Origin of the sequence: Exiguobacterium artemiae 255-15, assembly GCF_000019905.1 — a bacterium.
Taxonomy (GTDB): Bacteria; Bacillota; Bacilli; order Exiguobacteriales; family Exiguobacteriaceae; genus Exiguobacterium_A; species Exiguobacterium_A artemiae.
In genome coordinates, this window is the sequence record NC_010556.1 from 1,341,356 (window position 1) to 1,363,852 (window position 22,497).

The 22,497-nt window shown below is 48.6% G+C and carries 26 protein-coding genes and 1 pseudogene; 14 read left to right on the forward strand and 13 right to left on the reverse strand.

All coding sequences use genetic code 11. From position 1 onward, the window contains the following. Positions 1 to 186: 186 nt before the first annotated feature. Positions 187 to 1,388, reverse strand: a pseudogene (locus EXIG_RS06885) (MFS transporter). A 210-nt stretch (positions 1,389 to 1,598) separates the two neighbouring features. Between EXIG_RS06885 and EXIG_RS06890 the strand changes: the two are divergent. Further along, positions 1,599 to 1,928: a winged helix-turn-helix transcriptional regulator gene (locus EXIG_RS06890; RefSeq protein ID WP_012370213.1), complete on the forward strand. Its 330-nt coding sequence runs from the start codon at positions 1,599 to 1,601 to the stop codon at positions 1,926 to 1,928. A gap of 80 nt (positions 1,929 to 2,008) precedes the next feature. On the opposite strand, the gene EXIG_RS06895 is transcribed toward EXIG_RS06890, so the two are convergent. The 3 genes from EXIG_RS06895 to EXIG_RS06905 form a co-directional block, all read right to left on the reverse strand. Next, positions 2,009 to 2,302, reverse strand: coding sequence for a hypothetical protein (locus EXIG_RS06895; RefSeq protein ID WP_012370214.1), 294 nt, complete (start codon positions 2,300 to 2,302; stop codon positions 2,009 to 2,011). A gap of 15 nt (positions 2,303 to 2,317) precedes the next feature. Further along, positions 2,318 to 2,572: a hypothetical protein gene (locus EXIG_RS06900; RefSeq protein ID WP_012370215.1), complete on the reverse strand. Its 255-nt coding sequence runs from the start codon at positions 2,570 to 2,572 to the stop codon at positions 2,318 to 2,320. A 92-nt stretch (positions 2,573 to 2,664) separates the two neighbouring features. Beyond that, positions 2,665 to 3,240 (reverse strand): LysE family translocator, encoded by a 576-nt coding sequence (locus tag EXIG_RS06905; protein ID WP_012370216.1) that lies wholly within the window; start codon positions 3,238 to 3,240, stop codon positions 2,665 to 2,667. Between the two features lie 131 nt (positions 3,241 to 3,371). On the opposite strand from EXIG_RS06905, the gene EXIG_RS06910 reads away from it, so the two are divergent. Next, positions 3,372 to 4,295 carry a LysR family transcriptional regulator gene (locus EXIG_RS06910; protein WP_012370217.1) on the forward strand — a complete coding sequence of 308 codons (924 nt, stop codon included), beginning with the start codon at positions 3,372 to 3,374 and terminating at the stop codon, positions 4,293 to 4,295. 70 nt (positions 4,296 to 4,365) lie between these two features. Further along, positions 4,366 to 4,488, forward strand: a complete 123-nt coding sequence (locus EXIG_RS16145; protein WP_268741712.1) for a hypothetical protein — start codon at positions 4,366 to 4,368, stop codon at positions 4,486 to 4,488. Between the two features lie 197 nt (positions 4,489 to 4,685). Here the strand turns inward: EXIG_RS16145 and EXIG_RS06915 are convergent, their stop codons facing one another. Together EXIG_RS06915 and EXIG_RS06920 are read right to left on the reverse strand one after the other, a co-directional pair. After that, positions 4,686 to 5,555 carry an AraC family transcriptional regulator gene (locus tag EXIG_RS06915; RefSeq protein ID WP_012370218.1) on the reverse strand — a complete coding sequence of 290 codons (870 nt, stop codon included), beginning with the start codon at positions 5,553 to 5,555 and terminating at the stop codon, positions 4,686 to 4,688. 144 nt (positions 5,556 to 5,699) lie between these two features. Continuing rightward, complete coding sequence (locus EXIG_RS06920; protein ID WP_012370219.1) at positions 5,700 to 6,212, reverse strand: hypothetical protein; 513 nt, start codon at positions 6,210 to 6,212, stop codon at positions 5,700 to 5,702. 116 nt (positions 6,213 to 6,328) lie between these two features. On the opposite strand from EXIG_RS06920, the gene EXIG_RS06925 reads away from it, so the two are divergent. Beyond that, on the forward strand, positions 6,329 to 7,192 hold the full coding sequence (locus EXIG_RS06925; protein WP_012370220.1) for a LysR family transcriptional regulator: 864 nt from the start codon (positions 6,329 to 6,331) through the stop codon (positions 7,190 to 7,192). Between the two features lie 238 nt (positions 7,193 to 7,430). On the opposite strand, the gene EXIG_RS06930 is transcribed toward EXIG_RS06925, so the two are convergent. The 3 genes from EXIG_RS06930 to EXIG_RS06940 form a co-directional block, all read right to left on the reverse strand. Further along, positions 7,431 to 8,255: a dihydrodipicolinate synthase family protein gene (locus EXIG_RS06930; RefSeq protein ID WP_012370221.1), complete on the reverse strand. Its 825-nt coding sequence runs from the start codon at positions 8,253 to 8,255 to the stop codon at positions 7,431 to 7,433. Positions 8,256 to 8,502: 247 nt separating this feature from the next. Then, positions 8,503 to 8,790 carry a putative quinol monooxygenase gene (locus EXIG_RS06935; RefSeq protein WP_012370222.1) on the reverse strand — a complete coding sequence of 96 codons (288 nt, stop codon included), beginning with the start codon at positions 8,788 to 8,790 and terminating at the stop codon, positions 8,503 to 8,505. A 55-nt stretch (positions 8,791 to 8,845) separates the two neighbouring features. Then, positions 8,846 to 9,508 carry a type 1 glutamine amidotransferase domain-containing protein gene (locus EXIG_RS06940; RefSeq protein ID WP_012370223.1) on the reverse strand — a complete coding sequence of 221 codons (663 nt, stop codon included), beginning with the start codon at positions 9,506 to 9,508 and terminating at the stop codon, positions 8,846 to 8,848. 314 nt (positions 9,509 to 9,822) lie between these two features. Here EXIG_RS06940 and EXIG_RS06945 point away from each other — a divergent pair, with 314 nt between their 5' ends. The 3 genes from EXIG_RS06945 to EXIG_RS06955 all read left to right on the forward strand — a co-directional run bounded on the left by EXIG_RS06945 (position 9,823) and on the right by EXIG_RS06955 (position 14,183). Continuing rightward, complete coding sequence (locus EXIG_RS06945; protein ID WP_012370224.1) at positions 9,823 to 11,763, forward strand: glycoside hydrolase family 3 protein; 1,941 nt, start codon at positions 9,823 to 9,825, stop codon at positions 11,761 to 11,763. A 140-nt stretch (positions 11,764 to 11,903) separates the two neighbouring features. Further along, complete coding sequence (gene murQ / locus EXIG_RS06950; RefSeq protein ID WP_012370225.1) at positions 11,904 to 12,797, forward strand: N-acetylmuramic acid 6-phosphate etherase; 894 nt, start codon at positions 11,904 to 11,906, stop codon at positions 12,795 to 12,797. Positions 12,798 to 12,809: 12 nt separating this feature from the next. Further along, positions 12,810 to 14,183 carry a PTS transporter subunit EIIC gene (locus tag EXIG_RS06955; protein ID WP_012370226.1) on the forward strand — a complete coding sequence of 458 codons (1,374 nt, stop codon included), beginning with the start codon at positions 12,810 to 12,812 and terminating at the stop codon, positions 14,181 to 14,183. Positions 14,184 to 14,266: 83 nt separating this feature from the next. Here the strand turns inward: EXIG_RS06955 and EXIG_RS06960 are convergent, their stop codons facing one another. Further along, the gene (locus EXIG_RS06960) at positions 14,267 to 14,761 is read right to left on the reverse strand and encodes a DUF4825 domain-containing protein (protein ID WP_012370227.1); all 495 of its coding nucleotides are present in this window, start codon (positions 14,759 to 14,761) and stop codon (positions 14,267 to 14,269) included. A 134-nt stretch (positions 14,762 to 14,895) separates the two neighbouring features. Between EXIG_RS06960 and EXIG_RS06965 the strand changes: the two genes are divergently transcribed. From EXIG_RS06965 to EXIG_RS06975, 3 genes are read left to right on the forward strand one after another with little or no spacing between them, the layout of a single operon-like run. After that, entirely contained in the window at positions 14,896 to 15,969 is a 1,074-nt protein-coding gene (locus EXIG_RS06965) for a DUF871 domain-containing protein (RefSeq protein WP_012370228.1), read from the forward strand. A 50-nt stretch (positions 15,970 to 16,019) separates the two neighbouring features. Next, positions 16,020 to 16,271, forward strand: coding sequence for a hypothetical protein (locus EXIG_RS06970; RefSeq protein ID WP_012370229.1), 252 nt, complete (start codon positions 16,020 to 16,022; stop codon positions 16,269 to 16,271). A 22-nt stretch (positions 16,272 to 16,293) separates the two neighbouring features. Then, complete coding sequence (locus tag EXIG_RS06975) at positions 16,294 to 16,800, forward strand: DNA topology modulation protein (protein ID WP_012370230.1); 507 nt, start codon at positions 16,294 to 16,296, stop codon at positions 16,798 to 16,800. A 61-nt stretch (positions 16,801 to 16,861) separates the two neighbouring features. Here EXIG_RS06975 and EXIG_RS06980 read toward each other — a convergent pair whose 3' ends face one another. Then, positions 16,862 to 17,413 carry a hypothetical protein gene (locus EXIG_RS06980; RefSeq protein ID WP_012370231.1) on the reverse strand — a complete coding sequence of 184 codons (552 nt, stop codon included), beginning with the start codon at positions 17,411 to 17,413 and terminating at the stop codon, positions 16,862 to 16,864. A gap of 22 nt (positions 17,414 to 17,435) precedes the next feature. Continuing rightward, positions 17,436 to 18,290, reverse strand: coding sequence for an alpha/beta hydrolase (locus tag EXIG_RS06985; RefSeq protein WP_012370232.1), 855 nt, complete (start codon positions 18,288 to 18,290; stop codon positions 17,436 to 17,438). 130 nt (positions 18,291 to 18,420) lie between these two features. Here EXIG_RS06985 and EXIG_RS06990 point away from each other — a divergent pair, with 130 nt between their 5' ends. Then, a complete protein-coding gene (locus EXIG_RS06990) occupies positions 18,421 to 19,101 on the forward strand; it encodes a toxoflavin lyase-like VOC family protein (RefSeq protein ID WP_012370233.1) in 681 nt (226 codons plus the stop codon). Between the two features lie 24 nt (positions 19,102 to 19,125). Here the strand turns inward: EXIG_RS06990 and EXIG_RS06995 are convergent, their stop codons facing one another. Continuing rightward, positions 19,126 to 19,635, reverse strand: a complete 510-nt coding sequence (locus EXIG_RS06995) for a hypothetical protein (protein ID WP_012370234.1) — start codon at positions 19,633 to 19,635, stop codon at positions 19,126 to 19,128. A 60-nt stretch (positions 19,636 to 19,695) separates the two neighbouring features. Here EXIG_RS06995 and EXIG_RS07000 point away from each other — a divergent pair, with 60 nt between their 5' ends. The 3 genes from EXIG_RS07000 (at position 19,696) to nikA (ending at position 22,493) form a co-directional block, all read left to right on the forward strand. Beyond that, positions 19,696 to 20,082 carry a DUF3139 domain-containing protein gene (locus EXIG_RS07000; protein WP_012370235.1) on the forward strand — a complete coding sequence of 129 codons (387 nt, stop codon included), beginning with the start codon at positions 19,696 to 19,698 and terminating at the stop codon, positions 20,080 to 20,082. 51 nt (positions 20,083 to 20,133) lie between these two features. Then, positions 20,134 to 20,697 (forward strand): DUF1349 domain-containing protein, encoded by a 564-nt coding sequence (locus EXIG_RS07005; protein ID WP_012370236.1) that lies wholly within the window; start codon positions 20,134 to 20,136, stop codon positions 20,695 to 20,697. Positions 20,698 to 20,879: 182 nt separating this feature from the next. Continuing rightward, complete coding sequence (nikA, locus tag EXIG_RS07010) at positions 20,880 to 22,493, forward strand: nickel ABC transporter substrate-binding protein (RefSeq protein WP_012370237.1); 1,614 nt, start codon at positions 20,880 to 20,882, stop codon at positions 22,491 to 22,493. Positions 22,494 to 22,497 lie beyond the last annotated feature (4 nt).

Below are 22,497 nucleotides of genomic sequence, written 5' to 3' on the forward strand. Positions count from 1 at the left end.
GGCGGGGCTAAGGCAAGCGGGTGCACAAAAATGCCCTGTCTTCTACCGGAAAAAGTTTCCGTAAAAAGACAGGGCAATCCGTTAGAGGGCTGAAGGGAGATCAGTTCAAATCACCGGCATGTTTTCGAGAAGGTACTCGGAAAATGTTTTGATCTTTCGATGGCTCCTAGTTAATCAGACGTCATATTACAGACGTTCCAGACGACGGGAAACAGCAGTCAGGATGACGGCGAGGATGACCATGATTCCGCCGACCCACGGTGTGTGGACAAGGCCAATCGTGTCGGCGACGAGTCCGCCGATCGTTGCCCCGAGGGCGATCCCAATATTGAAGGCGGAAATGTTCAACGCGGAAGCGACATCGACGGCTGCCGGAACGTATTTTTCCGCCAGCTGCACGATATACAGTTGCAGTCCCGGACATTCATGAAAGCAAGCAGTCCCATCAGGATGATCCCGATGATCCCGGCGACTTTAAACGGAATCATGAACGACAGGGCAATCATGACGATCGCGTGCAGAATGAACATATAAAATAACGCTTTGATCGGATTTCCGTTGGCGAGTTTTCCGCCGACGGTGTTGCCGATGGCGACAGCAATGCCGTAGACAAGCAGGATGATACTGATTAGGCTCGGGCTGATGTGAGTGAGGTCCTGCATGATCGGTGTCAGATACGTGAAGGCGACGAATGTTCCGCCGTAACCGAGGGCGGTAATCAGGAAACCGAGCATCAGGCGTCCGTTCGTCAACAGTTTAAACATATCGGAAAACTTCGCCGGCGGTGATTGTTTCAAGTCTTTTGGAATCAGGAAAAAACTTGCGATGATGGCGATGACACCGAGTGCGGCGACAGCAAAGAACGTCGCACGCCAGCCGAATGATTGACCGATGAATGTGCCGAGCGGGACGCCGGTTACGGTCGCAACCGTCAGACCGGTGAACATCAAAGCGATGGCACTGGCTTTTTTATGTTCCGGTACGAGCTGAACGGCGATCGTTGCGCCAATCGAGAAGAAGACACCGTGCGAAAACGCGGTGATGAACCGGGCGACGATCAACAGTTCGAAAGTGGGTGCGATGGCTGATACGAGATTTCCGGCGATAAAGACGACCATCAACGCCATCAGTAATGTTTTCAGGTTCATCCGGTTCGTCAGGGCAGTCAAGATCGGTGCACCGACGGCGACACCGATTGCGTAACCGGAAATGATCAGTCCGGCCAGAGTGATGCCGATATTTAAGTCACCGGCGATCGCAGCAAGCAGACCGACCGGGACAAATTCCGTTGTTCCGATACCAAAGGCGCTGATAGCAAGTGCGAGCAGGGCGAAGCGGCCGTTTTGCGGGACCTGTTCCTGTTCAGCACGCGGGTTTAATTGATTCATGATAATTCCTCCTGGATAAATGAGCTAAAGTGAGATAGTGCAACCATGCTCCGAACGACCGGGCCCGGATCGTTTTTCAAACAGGGACACTTCTGCGTGATCCCATCATAGAGCGGCATTGTTTTTTATGGAAGTACGTACTTTTAAGTGTGATAGGCACTAAAAAGTACCTGTCCCGCTGTACTTCAAGAATCGAAAGGAAGAATCAGCATGGCCTACAATATTCCGGTCGAAGCGACCCTGCAAGTCATCGGAGGCAAATGGAAAGTCGTCATCATGTGTCATCTCATCAAAGGCGAACGCCGGACAAGTGAGTTGAAGAAGCTGATGCCGAACATCACGCAAAAAATGTTGACGCAACAACTGCGCGAACTCGAACAGGACGGTGTCATCATCCGGACGGTTTATGAACAAGTCCCACCGAAAGTCATCTATTCCTTATCCGACTACGGTTGGTCGTTGCGCCCAATCTTAGACGCGATGTGCGCCTGGGGCGAAGGACACATCGATTTGACGGGCGAGGAAGTCGTGTCTTCTTGAATCAACTACAAAAAGAAAAAGACCTCACATTTGGATGGGGTCTTTTTCTATAGTAATGACGGACAGTGCAATGGTTCGTACTATTTGTCATGTTTCGATCGTTTTCCTTCAAGTCCGATGAAAGTGATGAACAGTCCGACGGTGATGGCAAATGCGAGCATCGCATTTTGGTACCATCCTCTCGGGAAAAAATCGACGAGGAACAACAAGAGGAACAAGGAGGAGACAATCAGCCGTGCGTCCCGCGTTTGAGGACGGAGCGATTTCCAGTGGATCAACAGCAACAAGGAGGCCAAAGGAGCAACAATATAGGAAATCACAAAAAACGGAAAGCGTTTTAAGTAGAACGGTAATCGTTCAACGGGATCGCTCATGATGTTCTCCTTTCCTTACGCCTGGAGTTCAACGATCTCTACCCATACTTGATAATAGGTGAGATCTTCAAATGGTATTTCTGCCGTTTGAACCCGGAATTCCGGCACATGTGCCAAATAAAAGGTCAGGGCACAGGCAATCTTATGGTCTGGTGTACAGTACCCGTTAATCGTACGACCGTAGATTTCGTTTGCGAATGCATCGGCCCAGACGTCTGCCTCACGAAAGGTTTCAAATACGATGGTTTCTTCTTTCCAACGAATCGACATGCTCGAACCACTCCTTTTATCCTGAAATTCCCATATCTATCATAACAAAAAACAGACGGATGCTCATCTGACAAGAGCATCCGTCCGTTTAATTAAAAGATCGTCACAGCCGAGTAGACCAGTAAGGCGGACATCGTGAATCGGAAAAGGCGGTCATACCGCGTGAAGAAGCGGCTGAACAGGGAACCGAAAGCCGACCATAATAAAAGAGCCGCCCATCCCAACAGAATCGTATACCCCAGATAGACCATCGTTTGCACAGCCGAACCGCTGTGCGGCAGAATGAAGGTCGACAGGACCGTCAGAAAAAATAAGATGCTTTTGATGTTGATCATCTGAAAGACAAAACCGGATAAAAACGTTGCCTGCACATCGATCGTTTTACCGCTGGTTGGTTTCGGAAAACCGATTTTCCACGCGAGATACAGTAAATACGCCACACCCGCCAGCTGCAAATAGGGTTCCAGCATCGTCAACAATTGATCCAAACCTGCTGTGAACCCGGCACTCAGCAGTCCGAGAAAGGCGAAACCGGTCAGAATGCCGCCGTTGAATTTCCACGCGCCGACGAATCCGAAATGACGTGCTTCGTTCATCATGAGCAGGTTGCTCGGACCGGGGGTGATGGAAGTGATGATGACATATGACAAAAATGCTGCTACGTTCATGAAAATTCTCCTTTGATCGCTATCGCTCTATTTTTCATTATTGTATGATGAACCTATAGATTAATAAAATTGAAATAAAAAATGGAACCATCATTTATTTCGATGGATGAACGAAAGGAGTGTTTAATTGAATGGAAATCAGGCATCTTGCCACATTTTTGAAAATCATTGAGACCGGCAGTTACACGGCAGCAGCTGCTGAGCTGGGGTACACGCAGTCGACGATTACCTCCCATATGCAAACTCTGGAACAAAGTGTCGGGGGCGAAGTGTTCACGTACTTCAATCGGAAATTACAGCTGACCGCTTTAGGAAAAGAGCTGATTCCGTTAGCGGAAGACCTGCTTGCGACTCATGACAAGATTAAAAACATGCAAAAAACGGACGTATTGTGCGGAACGTTGCGCGTAGCCGCTCCGGAATCCTTGACGATCTCCCGCCTCGGTCCCGTCATCAAACGATTTTCGCAACACCATCCCGATGTCAAACTGATTTTGACGAACGGGACGTGCGGCGAAAACCAGGAGGAACTTTTGAATGGACGGGTCGACGTGGCCATGATGCTGTTTCCTGCCATGGCAGTCGAAAAATGTCTCCATCATGTTTTGACCGAAGAAAAAATCGTGATGGTCGGTGCCCCGGACGCACCTGAACATTTTAAGGACATCCAAAAAAAGCAATCGGACCATGTGTATATCACCAATGAACAAGGATGCAGTTACCGGACGATGTTTGAGCAACACCTGACCAAACAAAATCTGCTTTCTTTTCAGACAATGGAGTTATGGAGTATCGGTGCCATCAAGAAAATGGTCATGAGCGGTCTTGGATTCGCCGTGTTACCGTATATCACGGTCCAAGAGGAACTGGAGAACGGCAGCCTGAAAATCATCAAGCAAGACGAGGCGTTCGAACCAATCTATTCGCATATCCTGATCAAGAAAAAGAAATGGGTCTCACCCATCGCCCATGCGTTTATGGAAGCGGTCATCGATGCGATTCCGAAACAAGTTGATTGGACGGCTGATGTCGAGGCGAACTCGTTCAAAGAATAAGGGCATTTGGATGAAGGGAAAAAGTTTAGTCATCTAAGCTTTTTTTAGGTGTCGCTATAAAAAGGGAGTTGTGCAGTGGACTTCATCATGTCGAAACAGCGGGGGACTCGTCGTCTTGGATTGCATCGAGATGCAGGACCGGATGATAGAGGCGATTGATTTGTATAATCAGGCGAAAGGGATTCAGCAGTAAATAGCGTATTCAAATAAATACAAAAATCACTTTTCTGAAAGATGCGAGTGATCTCTAAGCGTATGGGATAAAGAGGTGAAGAGCGTCATACAATCAAACACCCGACGCCAACTGTACCGATGGCGTCAGGTGTTTTTTGGAATAACGAATTGAGTACGTCTAGAAAACCCCAGATTTCTCATTATCTACAAGATGAATTAAGACGTTGTCTTTTCCTTGACCGGGACCCACACTTCGCTATAGACGTTCAGAGAATCGTCTTCGTGATTCGTGAATAAGATACTTGGTAAATCGACGAGTTCATAGCCTGAAGTGGGTAGCCACTCTGCATAGGTTTTTGCCATCGTCTCTTGAAGCATTTGTGGAAACGGTCCGGTGTTTGGAAAAACGGCCCATAGACTGTCCTCAATCGTAATTTGCTCTAAATCTCCGTAAGGATTTTGTCTACTCGTCGCAAAACCAATCATATGAGTCAAACTTCCTTGTTCCTCTAGATAACCCTCATCAAAATCAAACGAGACATTCAAGACGGTTTCCGGATATAGATCGGCTAATTGTTGCATTTCTTGGCGTTGCTGTGGCGTAATCGATTGAGCTAACTCCACAATGGAGTGATTGACGCCCTCGAATTGAATCGGAACACGTTTGGAGACGCCGACGACATGAAACTGACTTTTTCGCTCAATTTTAAACTCCATGGAAACTCCTCCTTTAATATCAATATAAAAAGTAAAACGGGGAAAAGATTTTTGAATTTTATTTTTAATGACTTCTGAAGGTAAGAAACCAGACCACTCACGAAAGGCACGTGAGAATCCTTCAATCGATTGATAGCCGTATTCGTAAGCGACTTCGGTAACCGAATGCTGATTGACGAGATTGATATTCGCCTGCGAAAGACGTCTGTTTCTGATATATTCGTTTAGTGTCATGCCGGACATATACGAAAACATTCGTCTGAAATGATATTCGGAAACTCCAGTAATTCGGACAATGTCCATTCCTGAAAGTTCTTCGGTCAGATGGCGTTCAATATGGTCCATGAGTTGGTTCAGTTCTTTTAACACCGTCATTCCTCCTTTCTTGATATCAGTGTAGAGGATTCAAAATAAACGAACTTGACGATTTTTGGACGGATGAAGTCGGATGGTGATTGAATCGAACAGTAAGAAAAGACTTCATTCATTATCAAGATATATGAGACCAGTGAATTAAAGCGGATATAAGTGGTGATCTCGTCGTTCAATAACGAGGATCTGATCAGCGGTTTCTACCGGCACATCGTCAACTTCATCATAGTTTCGCTGTTCATATGAACGGATCTGATATTGCTCCAAACCCTCGACGGTTTGCAAATAGTCCGGCAATCTTTCAGTCGGTTCCGTTAAAGTTGGATAGGTAAACGGAAAATTATCATCGTTCGGATTGTTTGTATGGATAAAAACGGCGTCTAGTCCTGCATCCAGCCGGGACAGTTCGATCCAGAGCTGATACGGCTGCCCCCACGTTTGAAGGGCAGCGTTTAACTCATCCATCAGATGGAACAGTGCCTGGACATGTGCTTTCCGCATTTTAAGGTGACCGTTTCCGCGTCCGTCAAAATCAAGATGGACGTGCCAAAAATTGAACCAGCTGTCGGGACTGAAATCGAGCGGATAGGCGCTGAGTTGTTGTTCTTTTTGAAGATTTCGGAAGTAGCGGCGTTTGCCTCTGAATTTTTTCATCTGGATCAATCCTTTCTAACTATAAATATTATTATGGATGTCTGCTTGAAATGTTATTTGTCTAATGCCTGACGGCTCCTTATACTTAAAGTATCGCAGGAAAAGGAGCGAAGACAATGATTGATTTTGAATGGTACCGAAGCTTCATCCATGTGTATCAACAACGTTCGGTTTCGGCGGCTGCACGGATCCGGTTTTTGACGCAACCCGCCGTCAGCCAACACATTGCGGCACTTGAAGCCGAGTTGCAGAGTTCGCTATTCATCCGGGCTCCGCGGCAGATGGTTCCGACCGATGCCGGCAAGGAGCTGTATACGCAAGTCGTCGGTTTGATTGACCGCTTGGAAGAACTGTCACTCGAAATGAAATATGTCGCAGGTGAACAGGTTCGTCCGCTGTTGAAGTTCGGTGGGCCGACCGAATTCATCACCCACGAAGTGATTCCGGTCCTGCCGCTTGATCTCGCCCAGTACATCGGCGATTTCGGCTTGACCGACCAATTGCTGAAGCGGCTCGCAATAGGTGAACTCGACTTTGTCATCTCGACGAAACGGATCGAGGAACCAGGTATTCAGTATGTTCCGATTGCCGACGAAACCTTTTTCCTTGTCGCCCCTTACGCCTGGGAGCAACCGGACGATGATTTGAAGGGCTGGATGGATCGTCAGCCGTGGATCAGTTACGGACTCGAACTGCCGATCATCCGGCGGTATTACCAGACTCAGTTCGGGGAACGGCCGGACATTCGACCGGAGATGGTGTTGCCGAACGTCGATGCCATATTAAAAGCCGTCGCTTCATCGCATGGTGTCAGTGTGTTGCCGGATTATTTGATTCGTCAAGCGCTCAAAGACGAAACGATTCAAGTCATCGCACCGGAGCGTTTTGCGACGAACCATATCTACATGGCGTACCGGACGGAGTCACGGCATGATCCGTTGATGCTCGATATTTTAGCCGCCCTGCAACACAAAAAGTAGGATCCAATTGCGGATCCTACTTTTTTAATCGATGTATGGTGCGGAACATAGATTGTTCAGGTCAGTTCAATTCGAAAATATCATCTTCCGCACCAGGAAAACAGGATCTGTTTACGTCCGGTGCATCTGATGATGATGAAATGTGCTTCAAAGCATACTGGACGAACCAACAGTCATTTCGGAAACTGTACAAAGAATGCCCTTTAGTCTGAGGTAAAGAAAAGGCGCAAGAAATCGATTAACAATTTCCTAAAGGGCTTCGACAAATGCCTATCGCAATTCCTTTTGCATTGATCTCTCGTTTAAGATGAACGATAGGAGAACCGGCAAACACTTTGTTGATCAAGGCGGTGACCTCTTTTTGCTCGCTCTCTGTAAGTGGTGTATCTTCGATCAAAGAAAAAAACCATTTTCTTATTTCCTTCGGATATACATTACCTGATATGGAAGATAATCGATTGAACCCTAAAGCGACTTTATCTTTCAAATCCACTTCTCCCCCCGCATAATAATAAAAGTCACTGATGTGTTCTTGTAATCGTTCTACTTTATTCTTATTACCGGCTTCTTTTATTCCGATGACTTTGTCTTGAGAACTTAATTGAATGATACTTTCAATGGATAAATCAAATCCTGTCCGACCGGGGTTATTATAGAGAATGGTATCTTTTTGACTAGCTTGAATGATTGTTTCAGAGTAGCGTAGAGCTTCTGTTTGTGATGGCAGGAGATACGGACTATATCCTAGCAATATTCCCGCAATTCGAGTCTCTTTTATGGCGTGAGCTAAGTCAACGGCTTCTTTTTGTCTAATTGCGGATACTCCAAATAAAACCTCTATCTCGTCATTAAGTAAATATGATTCATTCATCAATGCCTCGAGTAAAACTAATTTTTCTTTCAGTTCCAGGCTATGTTGCTCTCCAGTCGATCCGCACACAAGAATCGACTTTTCTCCTTGGTCGACCAAATATCGAATATGTTCAATTGTTCCGTCTACATTCAAAGTTTCATCTGGAAAAAATGCAGTTGGCACAGCAATGTGAAAGGCTTCTTTCAACATATTATTGCTCCTTTGTCCTCAGTATTATGTATGAACTCCGTGTTATTGGAGAGTAGTATGACATATTCATACTTAGCATTCCAGATGAACAAACGTAGAAATCATAAAGTTCAAAAACGGTGTTTGTTTAGTGAAAACGATTAGAAGCCAGCAAAAAAAACGATTCTTCTCGATTACGTGAAAAATCGTTTTTTTGTCTTCCGTCTGAAACTAACCCAAGAGTTCTCGAGTAGGTTCATTTTCGAAATCACTTAGAAACATCTTGTAAAAACGTCAACGAGCGGTCGGAGACAAGGTTGGCACTATCCGTTCGGTACGTTTGGTAATGCGCCGAAGCAACGTGATCATCAAACGCCTTTTGATCACGCCACTGCTCATAAAAGTAAAAAACATGCGTATCGTTCTTAGCGCGGTGTGCTTGATAGGTCAGGCAACCGCTTTCGGCACGGGAAGGCAGGATCACACCTTCGATGACATGAGCGAGTTGTTCCGCCTGTCCGGGATGCGCTTTGATACGGGCGATCAGTTGAATCATGAATCGAACCTCCTAATAAAGGAGATCCTTCGTGAAAAGGATCTCCCTTGATTGTTTAGTTAAGTGTCTTGATGACGGCATTTGCGACGGCAACTGTAGATTGTGGGTTTTGACCCGTCACAAGATTTCCGTCGACTTGAAAGTTTTCTGTGAAGTTGTCGGCGACGATGATGTTCGCACCAAGTTCACGGAGACGTGTCTCAAGCAGGAACGGCATGTAGATGTCGAGTCCTGTCGCGCGTTCTTCTTCATCCGTGAACGTTGCGATCGTTTTACCGGCGACGAGTGGTGTTCCGTCTGTCAGTGTCGCACTGACGAGGCCGGCTGGTCCATGACAGACGGCAGCAACGGTTTTACCCGCTTCAAACAACGTCCGCAGTGCGTGGTTCAAGGCATCGCTGTGTGGCAAGTCGAACATCGTACCGTGACCACCCGGCATGAAGATGGCATCAAACGCGCTGAAGTCGCTGATCGATTCCAGATCGAGTGTGTTTTCGAGCAGCGGGGCCGTGGCTTGAATGTCTGCCGGTACTTCGTCTTCGAGGCTGCGGGCGTCGATTGGCGAAAGTCCACCGTTTGGACTGGCGACCGTAATCGTATAACCTTCTTTTTGGAACGCGACATAGGCTTCGCCGAACTCGGATAACCAAATGCCTGTTGCATGTCCTTCTTTCATTTCACTGGCGTTTGTGACGACCATTAAGACGTGTTTACTCATGTTTATTTCCTGCTTGGATGTGTTCAGTAGTTCGCTACGTGATTAGAATAGCGCGTAGTTGATGTAAAAACAAATTAATAAAAATAGGTCTATCTATAAATAAATTTATAGTTAAATTTGGAGAAAAGGAAAATACCTCTAGAAACAATATTTTAATTTGATTACGCTTGCAAATAAAACATTGTTTCTATTTGGGGTGATTGTTATACTAACGGTGAACGCAGGGGAAAGTACCAACGGCGGTTGGAAAAACGCCAAACAGTGGATGTAGAAGCAGTTCAAGCAGGGGTCAAAACAAAAGGGGAGCTGAGCATATGGGACAGAAACTCAACTGGACGGCAACACTCGGATTGACGACGGCGCTACTCGCCGCGTCGCTGCCAATGCAACCGGTCGCGGCGGAAACGACAGCATCCGTTACGGAACGGGTCGACACACAACTGGAACAGATGACACTTGAGCAGAAGATCGGACAAATGATCATGCCGGATTTCCGGTTATGGGACGGGGCCAATCATACGAAGCTGGCACCGGAAGTCGGACGGATCATCGACCGGTTTGACTTAGGGGGCGTCATCCTGTTTGCAGAAAACGTCAGCGAGACGGAGCAGACGACGAAACTGGTCCATGACTTGCGGGAGGTCGTCGAGCAGGATCCGAGCAACGATATTCCGTTGTTCGTGACGATTGACCAGGAAGGCGGCATCGTCACACGACTCGGTACGGGAACGAATTTACCGGGCAACATGGCGCTCGGGGCGACCCGCAGTTCGGCTTATGCGGAAGCGGCAGGCGGAATCATCGGCTCCGAACTGCATGCACTCGGCATCAACGTCAACTTTGGTCCGGTCCTGGACGTCAACAACAATCCGGGTAATCCCGTCATCGGGGTCCGGTCGTTTTCAAGTGATCCGAACCTGGTTGGGGAACTCGGTTCAGCGATGACGCAAGGCATTCAGGAGCAAGGAGTCGCTGCGACGGCGAAACACTTCCCGGGACACGGCGATACGGCAGTCGACTCGCATTATGGCTTACCGGTCGTCGACAAATCACTGGCTGAACTGAAGCAGCTCGAACTGATTCCGTTTAAACGGGCGATTGATGAAGGAATCGACATGGTGATGACGGGACACATCGGCATGCCGCAGATTGAAGATGAGGTCGTCGAGTCAAAACAAGGAACGTTCCCGCTACCGGCGACGTTGTCGGATGACGTCATCACCGGTGTCTTACGGGAAGAGCTCGGGTATCAGGGACTTGTCATTACTGATGCCTTGAACATGCAGGCGATTGCAGACAACTTTACGGAGTCGGAAGCCGTCATCAAGACGTTTAAAGCCGGTGTCGATATCGCGTTGATGCCGACGATTTTAAGGTCTGCGAGCGACGTGACGAAACTCGAGACGATTTTTGACGACGTGATTAAAGCCGTCGAAAGCGGTGACTTAAAAGAAGCGGACATCGATCGTTCCGTCGAGCGGATTCTGACGCTCAAAGCGACACGCGGCATCTGGAAGGAAACAAATGATCCGGTGACACTTGAGGAACAACTGAACGAGGCGAAGTCGGTCGTCGGCAGTCCTGAACATAAGGTGCTTGAGCGGCAGATGACGGAAGCGGCAGTCACGCTCGTCAGAAATGATCGCAAGACATTACCGTTCAAGCCGAAAAAAGGGCAGACCGTCCTCGTCCTGTCACCGACAAAAGATCAGACGGACAGTATGGTCAAGACGATCCGGTCGCTTGAGAAAAATGCCGGGAACCTGAAGCTGGTGAACGTGCTGACGGAAAATTACGGAGCCTCGACGCCGCATCTCAATCAAAATCCGGCACTTCAGGAGAAAATCAATCAAGCCGATTATCTGATTGTTGGCTCGAACGTCAACAACAGTGCGAAGCTCGGAACATCCTCCGCGGATCATTATGTGCCGGCGGAAGTCTTCCGTCAGGCTAACCGAACAGGAAAGAAATCCGTCCTGCTCAGTCTGCGGAATCCGTATGATGTCGCCGTACAACCGGACGCTGATGCCCAACTGCTCGTTTACGGCTTCAAAGGGGATCCGAACGGACCGGATTCGGAAGCGGGAAACACAAAATCAGCCGGACCGAATTTACCGGCAGGAATCCGCGCCATTTTTGGTGAATTCGTACCACAAGGGAAATTACCGGTCGATGTGCCGAAGTTTAAGGACGGTACGTTCCAAACCGATTTGTACCGGGAGTTCGGGGACGGATTCCGCAATTGGAATAAGTAACAGACTCGTTTGAGGGAGTCCAATCGACGCGGTTGGGCTTTCCCTATTGACTTCTTTTGCAATTTTATTTCTATTAAATCAATTTATTTTTGAATTAATGTTTCGTTATGGTCAGGATAAAAAGGAGCTGTGGAGAGAGGATGAAAATCATGTTAGAAAAATTGGCGACAGAACGCCGGAATCAACGAACGATGGAGCTTGACGATATGACGGTCGAGGAGATCTTGACGGTGATGAACGAGGAGGATCAGTCGGTCGCAGGTGTGATTCGACAGGAAATCCCGGTCATCCAGCAAGTCGTCGCGCAAGTCATTCAATCGTTTCAAGCGGGCGGACGCCTGATTTACATCGGAGCCGGAACGAGCGGGCGCCTCGGTGTGCTCGACGCGGCAGAATGTGTGCCGACATTTGGTGTCTCACCAAAGATGGTCGTCGGTTTGATTGCCGGAGGCGAACGGGCGCTCATCAAGGCCGTTGAAGGGGCGGAAGACAGCAAAACGCTTGCTGTCGAAGATTTACAGGCGCTCAAAGTAAACGCAAACGATACCGTCATCGGCATCGCCGCAAGCGGCCGGACCCCTTACGTGATCGGCGGTCTCGATTACGCCCGTGAAATCGGCGCGGCGACAGCTGCGTTGTCCTGCAATAAAGACGCCGTCATCAGCCAGCACGCCGACCTCCGGATCGAAGTCGAAACCGGACCGGAAGTCTTGACCGGCTCGACCCGGCTCAAAGCCGGAACGGCACAAAAGCTCGTCCTGAACATGATTTCAACGGCAGCGATGATCGGCATCGGAAAAGTCTATCAAAACCTGATGGTCGATGTTCAATCGACGAATGAAAAGCTTGAAATCCGGGCTAAACGGATGATCGTGGAAGCGACAGGGGTCGATCTTGAGACGGCCGCGCGTTATTTCACATCAGCGAATGGTCACGTTAAGACGGCGATCGTCATGATTTTAGCGGACGTTTCGTATCCTGAGGCAGTCGAACGATTACAACGTGCGCACGGATTCGTCCGCGACGCGCTCTAAGGGGGGATTCAGATGAAGAAGGAAGAAGTGTTGGCGGAAGGGATATTGGAACATGTCGGCGGAAAAGACAATCTCCGCCAGCTGGCCCACTGTATGACACGCGTCCGGTTGGCGCTGAAGGATCCGACGAAAGCGGACATCCAGGCACTCAAACAACTGGACGGCGTCATGGGCGTCATCGATGACGAGACCCTGCAAATCGTCGTCGGACCGGGAACGGTCAACCGGGTGGCTGATCATTTAAGCCGGAAAACGGGGCTTGCCATCGGGGAAGAGTCGGTCGATGAGAACCTGACGTTTGAGGAACGGGCCGCCATCGAACGGCAAAAAGTGAAGGACAAACAAAAATCACCGTTCAAACGCTTTTTACGGCGCTTAGGAAATATCTTCATCCCGCTCATTCCGGGACTGGTCGCGTCGGGAATCATTAACGGAGCAGCGAACTTTGCGAAAAACGCCGGAGTCGATGCGACGGAAACGTGGATGCAGATTTTATTACTGATCGGCAGCACCGTCTTTGCCTACTTAGCGATTCTCGTCGGTTGGAATACGGCGAAGGAATTCGGCGGCACGCCGGTCCTCGGGGCGATTGCCGGGGGGATTTTATTTAATCCGTTACTTGTCGATATAATTATTTACGGCGAACCGCTTGTCGTCGGTCGGGGAGGGTTGTTTGGGGTTATCTTCGCTGCCTGGTTGATGACGTATCTCGAAAAACACATCCGCCGGTTCATGCCGGTCTCAATTGATATCATCTTTACGCCACTCTTTACCGTTTTGATTGTCGGCTTTACAGCACTTTATGCCATCATGCCGGTCGCCGGTGTCCTGTCTGACGGGATCATGAAAGCAATCAACGTGATTCTCGAAGTCGGCGGACCACTCGCCGGGGCCGTCCTCGCCGGATTTTTTCTGCCGCTCGTCATGGTCGGACTGCATCACGGATTGACACCGATTCATCTGGAACTGCTGAACACGGTCGGCAATACAGCACTGTTGCCAATCCTTGCGATGGCAGGAGCCGGACAAGTCGGGGCCGCACTGGCGATTTTCGTCAAGACACGCAATCAACGTTTGCGCAACATCATCAAGGGCGCGATTCCGGTCGGTTTCCTCGGAATCGGCGAACCGTTGTTGTACGGGGTCACGTTACCGCTCGGCCGTCCATTCCTGACAGCGTGTATGGGAGCCGCAGTCGGCGGTGCCTTCCAGGCGACGATGAAAAAGGCGGCGCTTGGGGTCGGTGTGTCCGGTTTGTCATTGACACCGTTGATCGATAACGGGATGTACCTGACGTATATCGGCGGTCTTGTCATCTCGTACGTCTTCGGTTTCCTGTTTACCTTCTGGTTTGGATTCAAGGAAGAAATGGCGGACGGAATTTAACATCGGCACAAGAAACGAACACAACAAAAAGATGGAACATCACGTCGCAGTGATGTTCCATCTTTTTTCGACTCAAATCATGTTCAGGATAAGTCGGCAAAAAACTGGTTGATCTTGGTTTCCGACTTCAACTGGTGTTGGAGCAGCTGTTTTACTTCCTGTTCTTGTTTGATCGTACTGAGAGGTTGACCGTACCAGTGGTCGAGTTGATCCCGTGTCACGGTATACTTGTAGTCCGGAAACGTAAAGGTGATCCGCTCGACATTATCGACGAGGACAAACAGGTAGGTGGCATTAAACAGAACCGTTTCTTTGATTTCCTGTTCGATGTTTTCTGTCTCGATGTCCTTGTAAGTCAAATGCATGCCATACGGTGTTTGTTTCGTTTGCAGGGCAATCTGCCGTAATTCCTGGTGATGGGCCAGTTCCTTGACGATATTTGTGACGGCACTGTTATTGCCGACAACGGAATGCTTATAGTGGAACAGGTCCGTCTTCGAATCGGCATGTTGGCTGTAGCCGTTCCACATCAGCACGAGACAGGCGACCGACAGGAACGGGATTAAGATGCGTTTCATTTCATTTCCCCCTTATGTAACGTGCTTTAATGGTATCATAGTTCAGGAATAGACTCCTAAAAATTTCTTATATTGGAACTTTAGTAACAATTGACGGTTTTTAAACACTACGCTGACAAGAAGGAGTGAAACAGATGAAAGGACTTGCCGTTTATTTGAGTGAACCACTGACAGATGAGGCGAAAGACAGCATCCGACAGATGCGGGCAATCGGCTTTACCTCGATCTTTACTTCATTACATATCCCGGAAGATGATCCGGCGTTATATACAGAGCGATTGCGAACTTTAGGACAATTGGCACGAGAACTCGAGATGGAACTCGTCGCGGATATCGCCCCGACTTCCCTTGCCGCGCTCGGCAAGACGTGGGAGGATGCCGATACCTTAACCGAATGGGGAGTGACCGGACTGCGGGTCGACTACGGCATGACACCGAAACAGGTCGCGGATTTATCAAAACAGATGATGGTCGCCTTAAACGCCAGTACGCTGACGGCAGAAGAACTCGACGCGATGAAAGCGGAGGGACTTGTGCTTGAGCAGGTCGAGGCGTGGCACAACTTTTATCCGCGACCGGAAACAGGACTGGATCGTGACTGGTTCAACGATAAAAACCGGTGGCTTCACGGACAAGGAATCCGTGTTCAGGCCTTCATCCCGGGTGACGGACAACTGCGCGGTCCGCTTTACGAGACGTTACCGACGCTCGAAGATCATCGTGGACAATCACCATTTGCCTGTTATCTGGAGCTTGAAGTATCCGTCGACCGGATACTGGTCGGGGACCCCGGCTTGTCGGACAGCTCGATGCGTCAATTTGCGGTCTATCAGGAGGGGATCATTGTTCTCCGGGCAACGGGACAAGACAATCCGCTGTTAGAAAGCGTCCAGACAAACCGGATGGATCCGGCACGCGATGTCATCCGCTCGGTCGAGTCACGTGCCTACGGCCGACCGGGCGACGGACTTCTCGAACCTGCGACACTAGCAGACCGACCTGTTGGATCGATTACGATCGATAATCTGCGTTACGGCCGGTATGCCGGGGAGCTGCAAATCACAAAACGGGATCTTACGGCCGACGAACGGGTCAATGTCATCGGACGCGTGATTGAAGTTGACCGACCGTTGCTACAACAAATTGGTCCCGGCGGACGGTTTCGACTGGAGTGCATCAATGCGGAAGTCGCTATCAATTCTCAGTAATTGAATCATAAATAATAAAAAAATGATTTACATAGAGAAGGAGAGATAGTGTGAAGAAGCAGCTCTTTTTGAAATTGAAAAATGGAGACACCTATTCGGTGGACGCTTTTGCTGATTTAAATATGTTCATGGAAGCAATTGATGGATTTTTAGAACATCATCAGACGGCTGAGCATTATACGACACCATTTTTCAGACTTTCCGTTAACGGTGGTAACGTACTGACGTTTCAAATAAACGAATTGCTTTCTGTTTATATGGAACGATACGCGCAAGAAGACGAGCCGGTAAATAACGTGTAAGGAAAGAAAGGGCGGAAACAGAATGAAAAAGATTATGTTGATCGGCTCCGGCGGATCGGGTAAGTCGACGCTTGCGAGACAACTCGGTCAACGGCTCGGAATCCGTGTCCACCACCTCGACAGCTTATTGTGGCGGGCGGACTGGCAGGCAGTACCGCGCGCAGAACAACAACAGATTCAAACGGACTTGATCAGCCGGGATGACTGGATCATCGACGGAAATTACGGCGGGACGATGGATATTCGGCTCAACGCAGCGGATACGATCATCTTTCTTGATTTGCCGCGAACGACCTGTGTCTACCGGATTCTGAAACGGTCAATCCGGTACCGGCATCAGGCACGACCGGATATGGCAGCCGGGTGTCCGGAAAAAATCGATGTTGCTTTTTTGAAGTGGGTGTGGCGTTATCCGGTTGAACAGCGGCCGGGCATTCAAGCAAGACTCGCACAAGTGACAGCGATGAAGACAATTGTCGTGTTAAAATCACGGAAAGAAGTCCGGGGGTTCATCGACAATATCGCTTAATCCAGGAATAGACAAAGCAAACGACTCCCGGACGTCCGGGAGTCGTTTTTAATAGTACAGATCATCTGGAGTCCCATGTCGACAGATCCAAATCAAACACAATGCCGGCAGCGGCATCGTGTTCATTTAAAAATAAAAATTGATAGTTTTCGGCATCAAGAAACTGTTTTTTCTGATGGGGCGTCAACGCTGACTTTAAAGACAACCGTTGCTTAATTACAATCGTCCTGTTTGAAATAGAAGTAAAATCGACCGTCACGTGAGCGGGCTGTTTACGTTTCACATACGGACTGAGGACGTCCTGATTTACATTGGCGGCAAAACTGAACGTCGGCGGATGGGCCGTCTGTTTGAATCTTTCCAGCAATGCCTTCGATAGTTTCAGTTTCATCTGCAGGTCGATGGTCTGGTCGTCTTGGACATGAATATGCAGCGGTGTCCGCTTAAACTGATCACCGTTTAGAGCGGCCGGGTAATCGCCGATGGACGAATAACGCGGCTTCGGCAGTTTTTGAGATGCTGTATCGACCGAAACGGTGTTGGGATTAAACCAAACAGCGACACCGATCGTCAGGAAACAACTGATCAGCCAAAACAAAGATTTTTTTTTCAAATGACTTCATTCCTTTACGTAATTAAATCTGCTGTCTTTCGTCAACGGCAAGCGTTCTGGTCCAGTGTTTCTGAATCACCTGCAGTACAAATGCCGGATCGTCCCAATGCGTGATGTGGGAAGTCGACGGAACAGAGATGACGGTACCGCCGGTTTTCTCCTGCCACAAGGCGATTGCTTCTTGACGGAACGGTTCATCGGAAACGGGTAACGTCGCCCGGAGCAACACGAGGTTGTCACCCGGAACGTCATCGAGGAAATCGAGAATCTCATCCTGATACATCGCTGTTAGAATCGACCGTGCCGTCTTCGCCCGCGTATGCCAGTAGTACCGGCCGTCCTGCATCCGGACAAAATCCTTACCGGCCAGATCAAGCAGTGGCGACCGGCGCATTTTAGGACCGTAGACGGCGACGTCGCGGAACTCTTCCCACGTTGCAACAGATTCTTCGAAACCGGTGCTGTAAAAGGCGGATTCCTGCTCGAGCGGGGTGCCGCGTAACCGTTTGCTCTGATATCCGCCGTCAATCAAAATCGAGCCGCGGACCCGGTCCGGCTGTTCTTTTTGATAATAAAGAGCGATGAAGCTGCCCCAGGAATGGGACAGGAAATAAAAGTCCTGGACATCGATCTGGTCAAACAGCTGGTTCAGCCAATTGGAAAAACGGGCAAATTGATAGTCGCGTTCGTCCGGAAACGGGTCGGTTTTTCCGTGACCCGGGGCATCAATCGAGACAATCCGGTACGTATCTTGTAAGGCGTCCGCCAGTTCGATGAAGCTGAGGCTTGTTCCGCCGAGGCCGTGCAGGCAAAAAATGACCGGTCGGTCCGGTTCACCCCCATTCGGTAATTTGTGTTGAAATGCCGCCGCATGCAATGGTATATCGTTTCATTTTTCTGCCTCCATTTTAAAATAGGTATGTACTTACTTTTTAACCAGTATTATACATCAATTATTGTATACTGAAACTAGCAAATGGATTGAAATGAGATGGAGGAAATAGACGATGAGAATTACAGCAGCGACACTTTGGACGAATGATGTCAAACCGATGCAGGACTTTTACACGGAGACACTCGGTTTTCCGCTCGTCGAGGAGACAGCGACCGCATTTACGGTGCAAATCGGGACGAGTCAGCTTCGGTTTGAGCTCGACACGACACAGCAACCGAAACAATATCACTTTGCGTTTAACGTGCCCGGAGATGCCTTCAGACTAGCGAAGGACTGGTTGCGGCATTGTGTCCCGTTACTGAACGAGGACGGCGAAGACGAAATCTTTTTTGAAAACATTAATGCCCATTCCGTCTATTTTTATGATACGGACGAAAATGTCGTCGAATTGATTGCCCGCCATGATGTCAATCCGGACAAGTCGCTTGAAAAGTTTACCGTGAGAGATATTCTCGATATTGGTGAAATGAACGTCACGACACCGGATGTCGCCAGTGTCGGTGCACAATTCGCCGAACTTGGTGTCTTTCACCGGTACCATCAGCCGATCAACGTCGACTTCCTGAATTTCCTCGGCGCGTCGGAAGACGGCACCCATCTGTTGCTCGGACGAGAAGACCGGACGTGGTTGTTCTCACCGAAACCGGCCATTACCAGCCCGCTTGTGCTTGAACTGGACGGGAATTTGCACGTCCGGCTTGATGCAGACGGGATGTTGCATCACGAAAAATAAACCCGTCCTGTGACGGGTTAAGGGTCAGGCGATGAGTTGTAAAATCCCGAACGTCGTCAAGACGACATAAGAGACCGAGACAAAAATCAAGACTGGCTGAAAGAGCGAGTCTTTGGATTGACGGGTAATCCCTTCGACGAAACAGCTGAGGAGGAAGACGAAGATCGCCAGGCCGATATACATCAGGACAATCGTCAGGATACTTTGGATAATGCCGAACGTGACGAGGGAAAACACGGTAAAGAACAGATAACCGAATCCTGCCAGGAGGATGAGACCAAGCAGGATCCCGAGCGCCGGATGAAGCCGGTTGACAAGCGCCGTCCAGTTCGGAATGCGTGGGCTGAGTAACGTCCAAGCCGTATGTAATGACAGACAAATCGAGATGAACAACATCAGGAAAAAGAGTGCCTGCAGGAGGGGCGACAGTTGATCGGTCCAGAACGGAACGATTAAAAAGACGACCGGGAAGCAGAGGCTCAAAAGATGTTTTTTCAAGTGAATCACTTCTTTCGTAAGAGTAGGAACTTTCATTAACAATATCTTCCTTATCCGTACCGTATCATACGTGAAGATAAGAGGGAAGGAGCACGGATGACACATTTTTGGAAAGTGAACGGCAAGTGGCGGATCGGGCTGATTGTCTTACTTGCGATATTGTTGGTGTTGATTTCATTTTTTTTGTATACCTATCATCAGAAAATCCTGCGTCAGTTGTACTTGGAAGACAGATTAGAACAGCAATACGGGATGAAAAAAGACGAGTATCAGATGTTCGGCCAATTTACAAAATTTGGTTATGGATACAATGTATTTCTAAAAGATGAACCGCGAACATCCTATTTGTTTAGTGTCAGGGATAAAGACGGGAACTACTTTGCAGTATACTTAGGACATAATTTTTTAGATCCATCCGAAGAATTTATTGATTTTCGAGAACCGAAACATCCCGAGTTTGAACAATTCACAGATGATCCGTAAGCGAGTGAGATGTTAAAAAATATACTCAATTTTAAAATAGGAGGAATTCACATGTGGCAAAACTACGAATGGCTCAACAAACCAACTGAAATCGACAACCAACAACAATTGAAATTTACGACAGCGGGCGATACCGACTTTTGGCGCAACACGTATTACGGGTTCAACCGAATGACGGGACATGCCTTACTCAAACCGGTTCCGGCACCGTCTTTCTCCTGCCGAATCGAAGTGAAGCTGCATCCGCACCAGACGTATGACCAGGCAGGCATCTTACTCTATTTAAACGAAGACAACTGGCTAAAAGTTTCAGCGGAATTCATTCCGGACGGAAAATCGCATCTCGGAGCGGTCGTCACGTCGTTCGGCTACTCCGATTGGTCGTCGCGTGATATCGACAATACGGTCTTTGATCAGCCGTTGACGTTTGAGCTCGTCTGCAACCAACAGGACGTCGAACTGTATTTTATCGACGGTGAGACAAAGGAGCAGTTACGGATTGCCCACTTGCACGCGGAAGGGGACTGGAAAGTCGGACCGTATGCCTGCAGTCCGAATCTTGAGGGGCAAGGGTGTGATGTCGAAGTATTGGCGTTTGATTGCCGGACCAAATGAAAAGAATCCGAACCGTTCAGCACTCATGCCATTTGATGAGTGCTTTCTTTTATGGATGATCAGATTAAAACGTCTTAAAACACAGCAAAATCAACACTTTCACCGATTATCCATTGACAATTCTTAGTACCGACTCTTACAATTGAAAATGATTATCAATACGAATGGGAGTCCTGTCCACTATGAACGTTTCACGCCGTAAGAAATCCATCATTCAAGCTGTTTCCATCCTTTCGATTACGACACTGCTGTTTGGTTGCTCGAACCCGAACGAAGGTGCTGACAATAAATCAAATCAAGATACATTAACGATGGCCTGGCCGCGTGACATCGGCGAGATGAATCCGCATGTCTACAACCCATCACAACTGTTTGCCCAGTCGATGGTTTATGAACCGCTCGTCCATTACGCAGAAGGCGGAAAGCTCGAGCCGTTCCTCGCGAAATCATGGGACATCTCAAAAGACGGAAAAACATATACCTTTAAACTGCGTGACGATGTCAAGTTCTCGGACGGCTCGACGTTTGACGCGACAATCGTCAAAAAGAACTTTGACGCCGTTCTCAAAAACAAAGCCTTACATAGCTGGCTTGGCTTCATCTCAAAAATCGACAAGACGGAAGCCGTCGACAAGCAGACGTTCCGCATGACGTTGTCGGAAGCCTACTACCCGACGATTCAGGAACTGGCGGTCGTCCGTCCGGTCCGTTTCCTCGGCGAAGCCGGTTTCCCGAAAAACGGCGATACGTCAAAAGGCGTCGAACAGGAAGTCGGAACCGGTCCGTGGGTACTTGACGAGTACAAAGCGGATCAATACGCGACGTTTAAGGTCAACAAAAACTACTGGGGTCCGATGCCGAAAGTGAAGAAAATCAAGGTCGACATCATTCCCGATGCCGAAAGCCGCGTACTCGCTTTTGAAAAAGGCGACATCGATTTGATTTTCGGCGAAGGGGCAATCAGTGTCGACGCTTACAATCAGCTGAAAGAAACGAAATCTTACAAGACGACGATGTCAGAACCGGTCGCGACACGTCTTTTGATCATGAACACGAAGAAAAAACAGCTTGCGGACGAACGCGTCCGTCAGGCATTGCAATACGGCTTTGATAAGAAGACGCTTGTTGAGGGCATCACGTCCGGCCTCGAAGCACCGGCCGACTTCATCCTGCCGCCGAATCTGCCGTACACATCGAACCTGAACGTTGAAAAACGGGACTTTGATGTCGCAAAAGCGAAGTCGTTGCTTGACGAAGCCGGCTGGAAATTGCCGAACGGCAAAAAGATCCGTGAAAAAGACGGGCAACCGTTACAGATTGAGATGATGTATGATGCTGCGGAACTTGTCCAAAAAGCGATGGCGGAGACGTTACAGTCAGAGTGGGCGAGTATCGGCGTCGATTTGAAAATCGTCGGTGTCGAGTTGCCGGATCAAGTCCAGCGCTTCAAAGACAATAAATTCGATATCAACATGTACAGTAACTTCGGGGCACCGTACGATCCGCATACATTCGTCAACATCATCGGGACGGACGGATTTGGGTTCAAAGAAGCGATTTCCGCTTATCCGAACAAGGATCAACTGTTACAGGAAATGAAAGATGTCCTTAAAACGACGGATGAAACGAAACGTCAGAAGATGTATGCTGAAATTCTGCCATCGCTCCAGGATCAAGGTGCACTCGTTCCGATCTCGTATTTGAAAAAGATGGCGATTTATCAAAACGGGGTCACGAACTTTAAATTTGCCGCGAACCGCGATGAAAGTCCGTTCGCCCAAATCGGCATCAAGTAAAAGG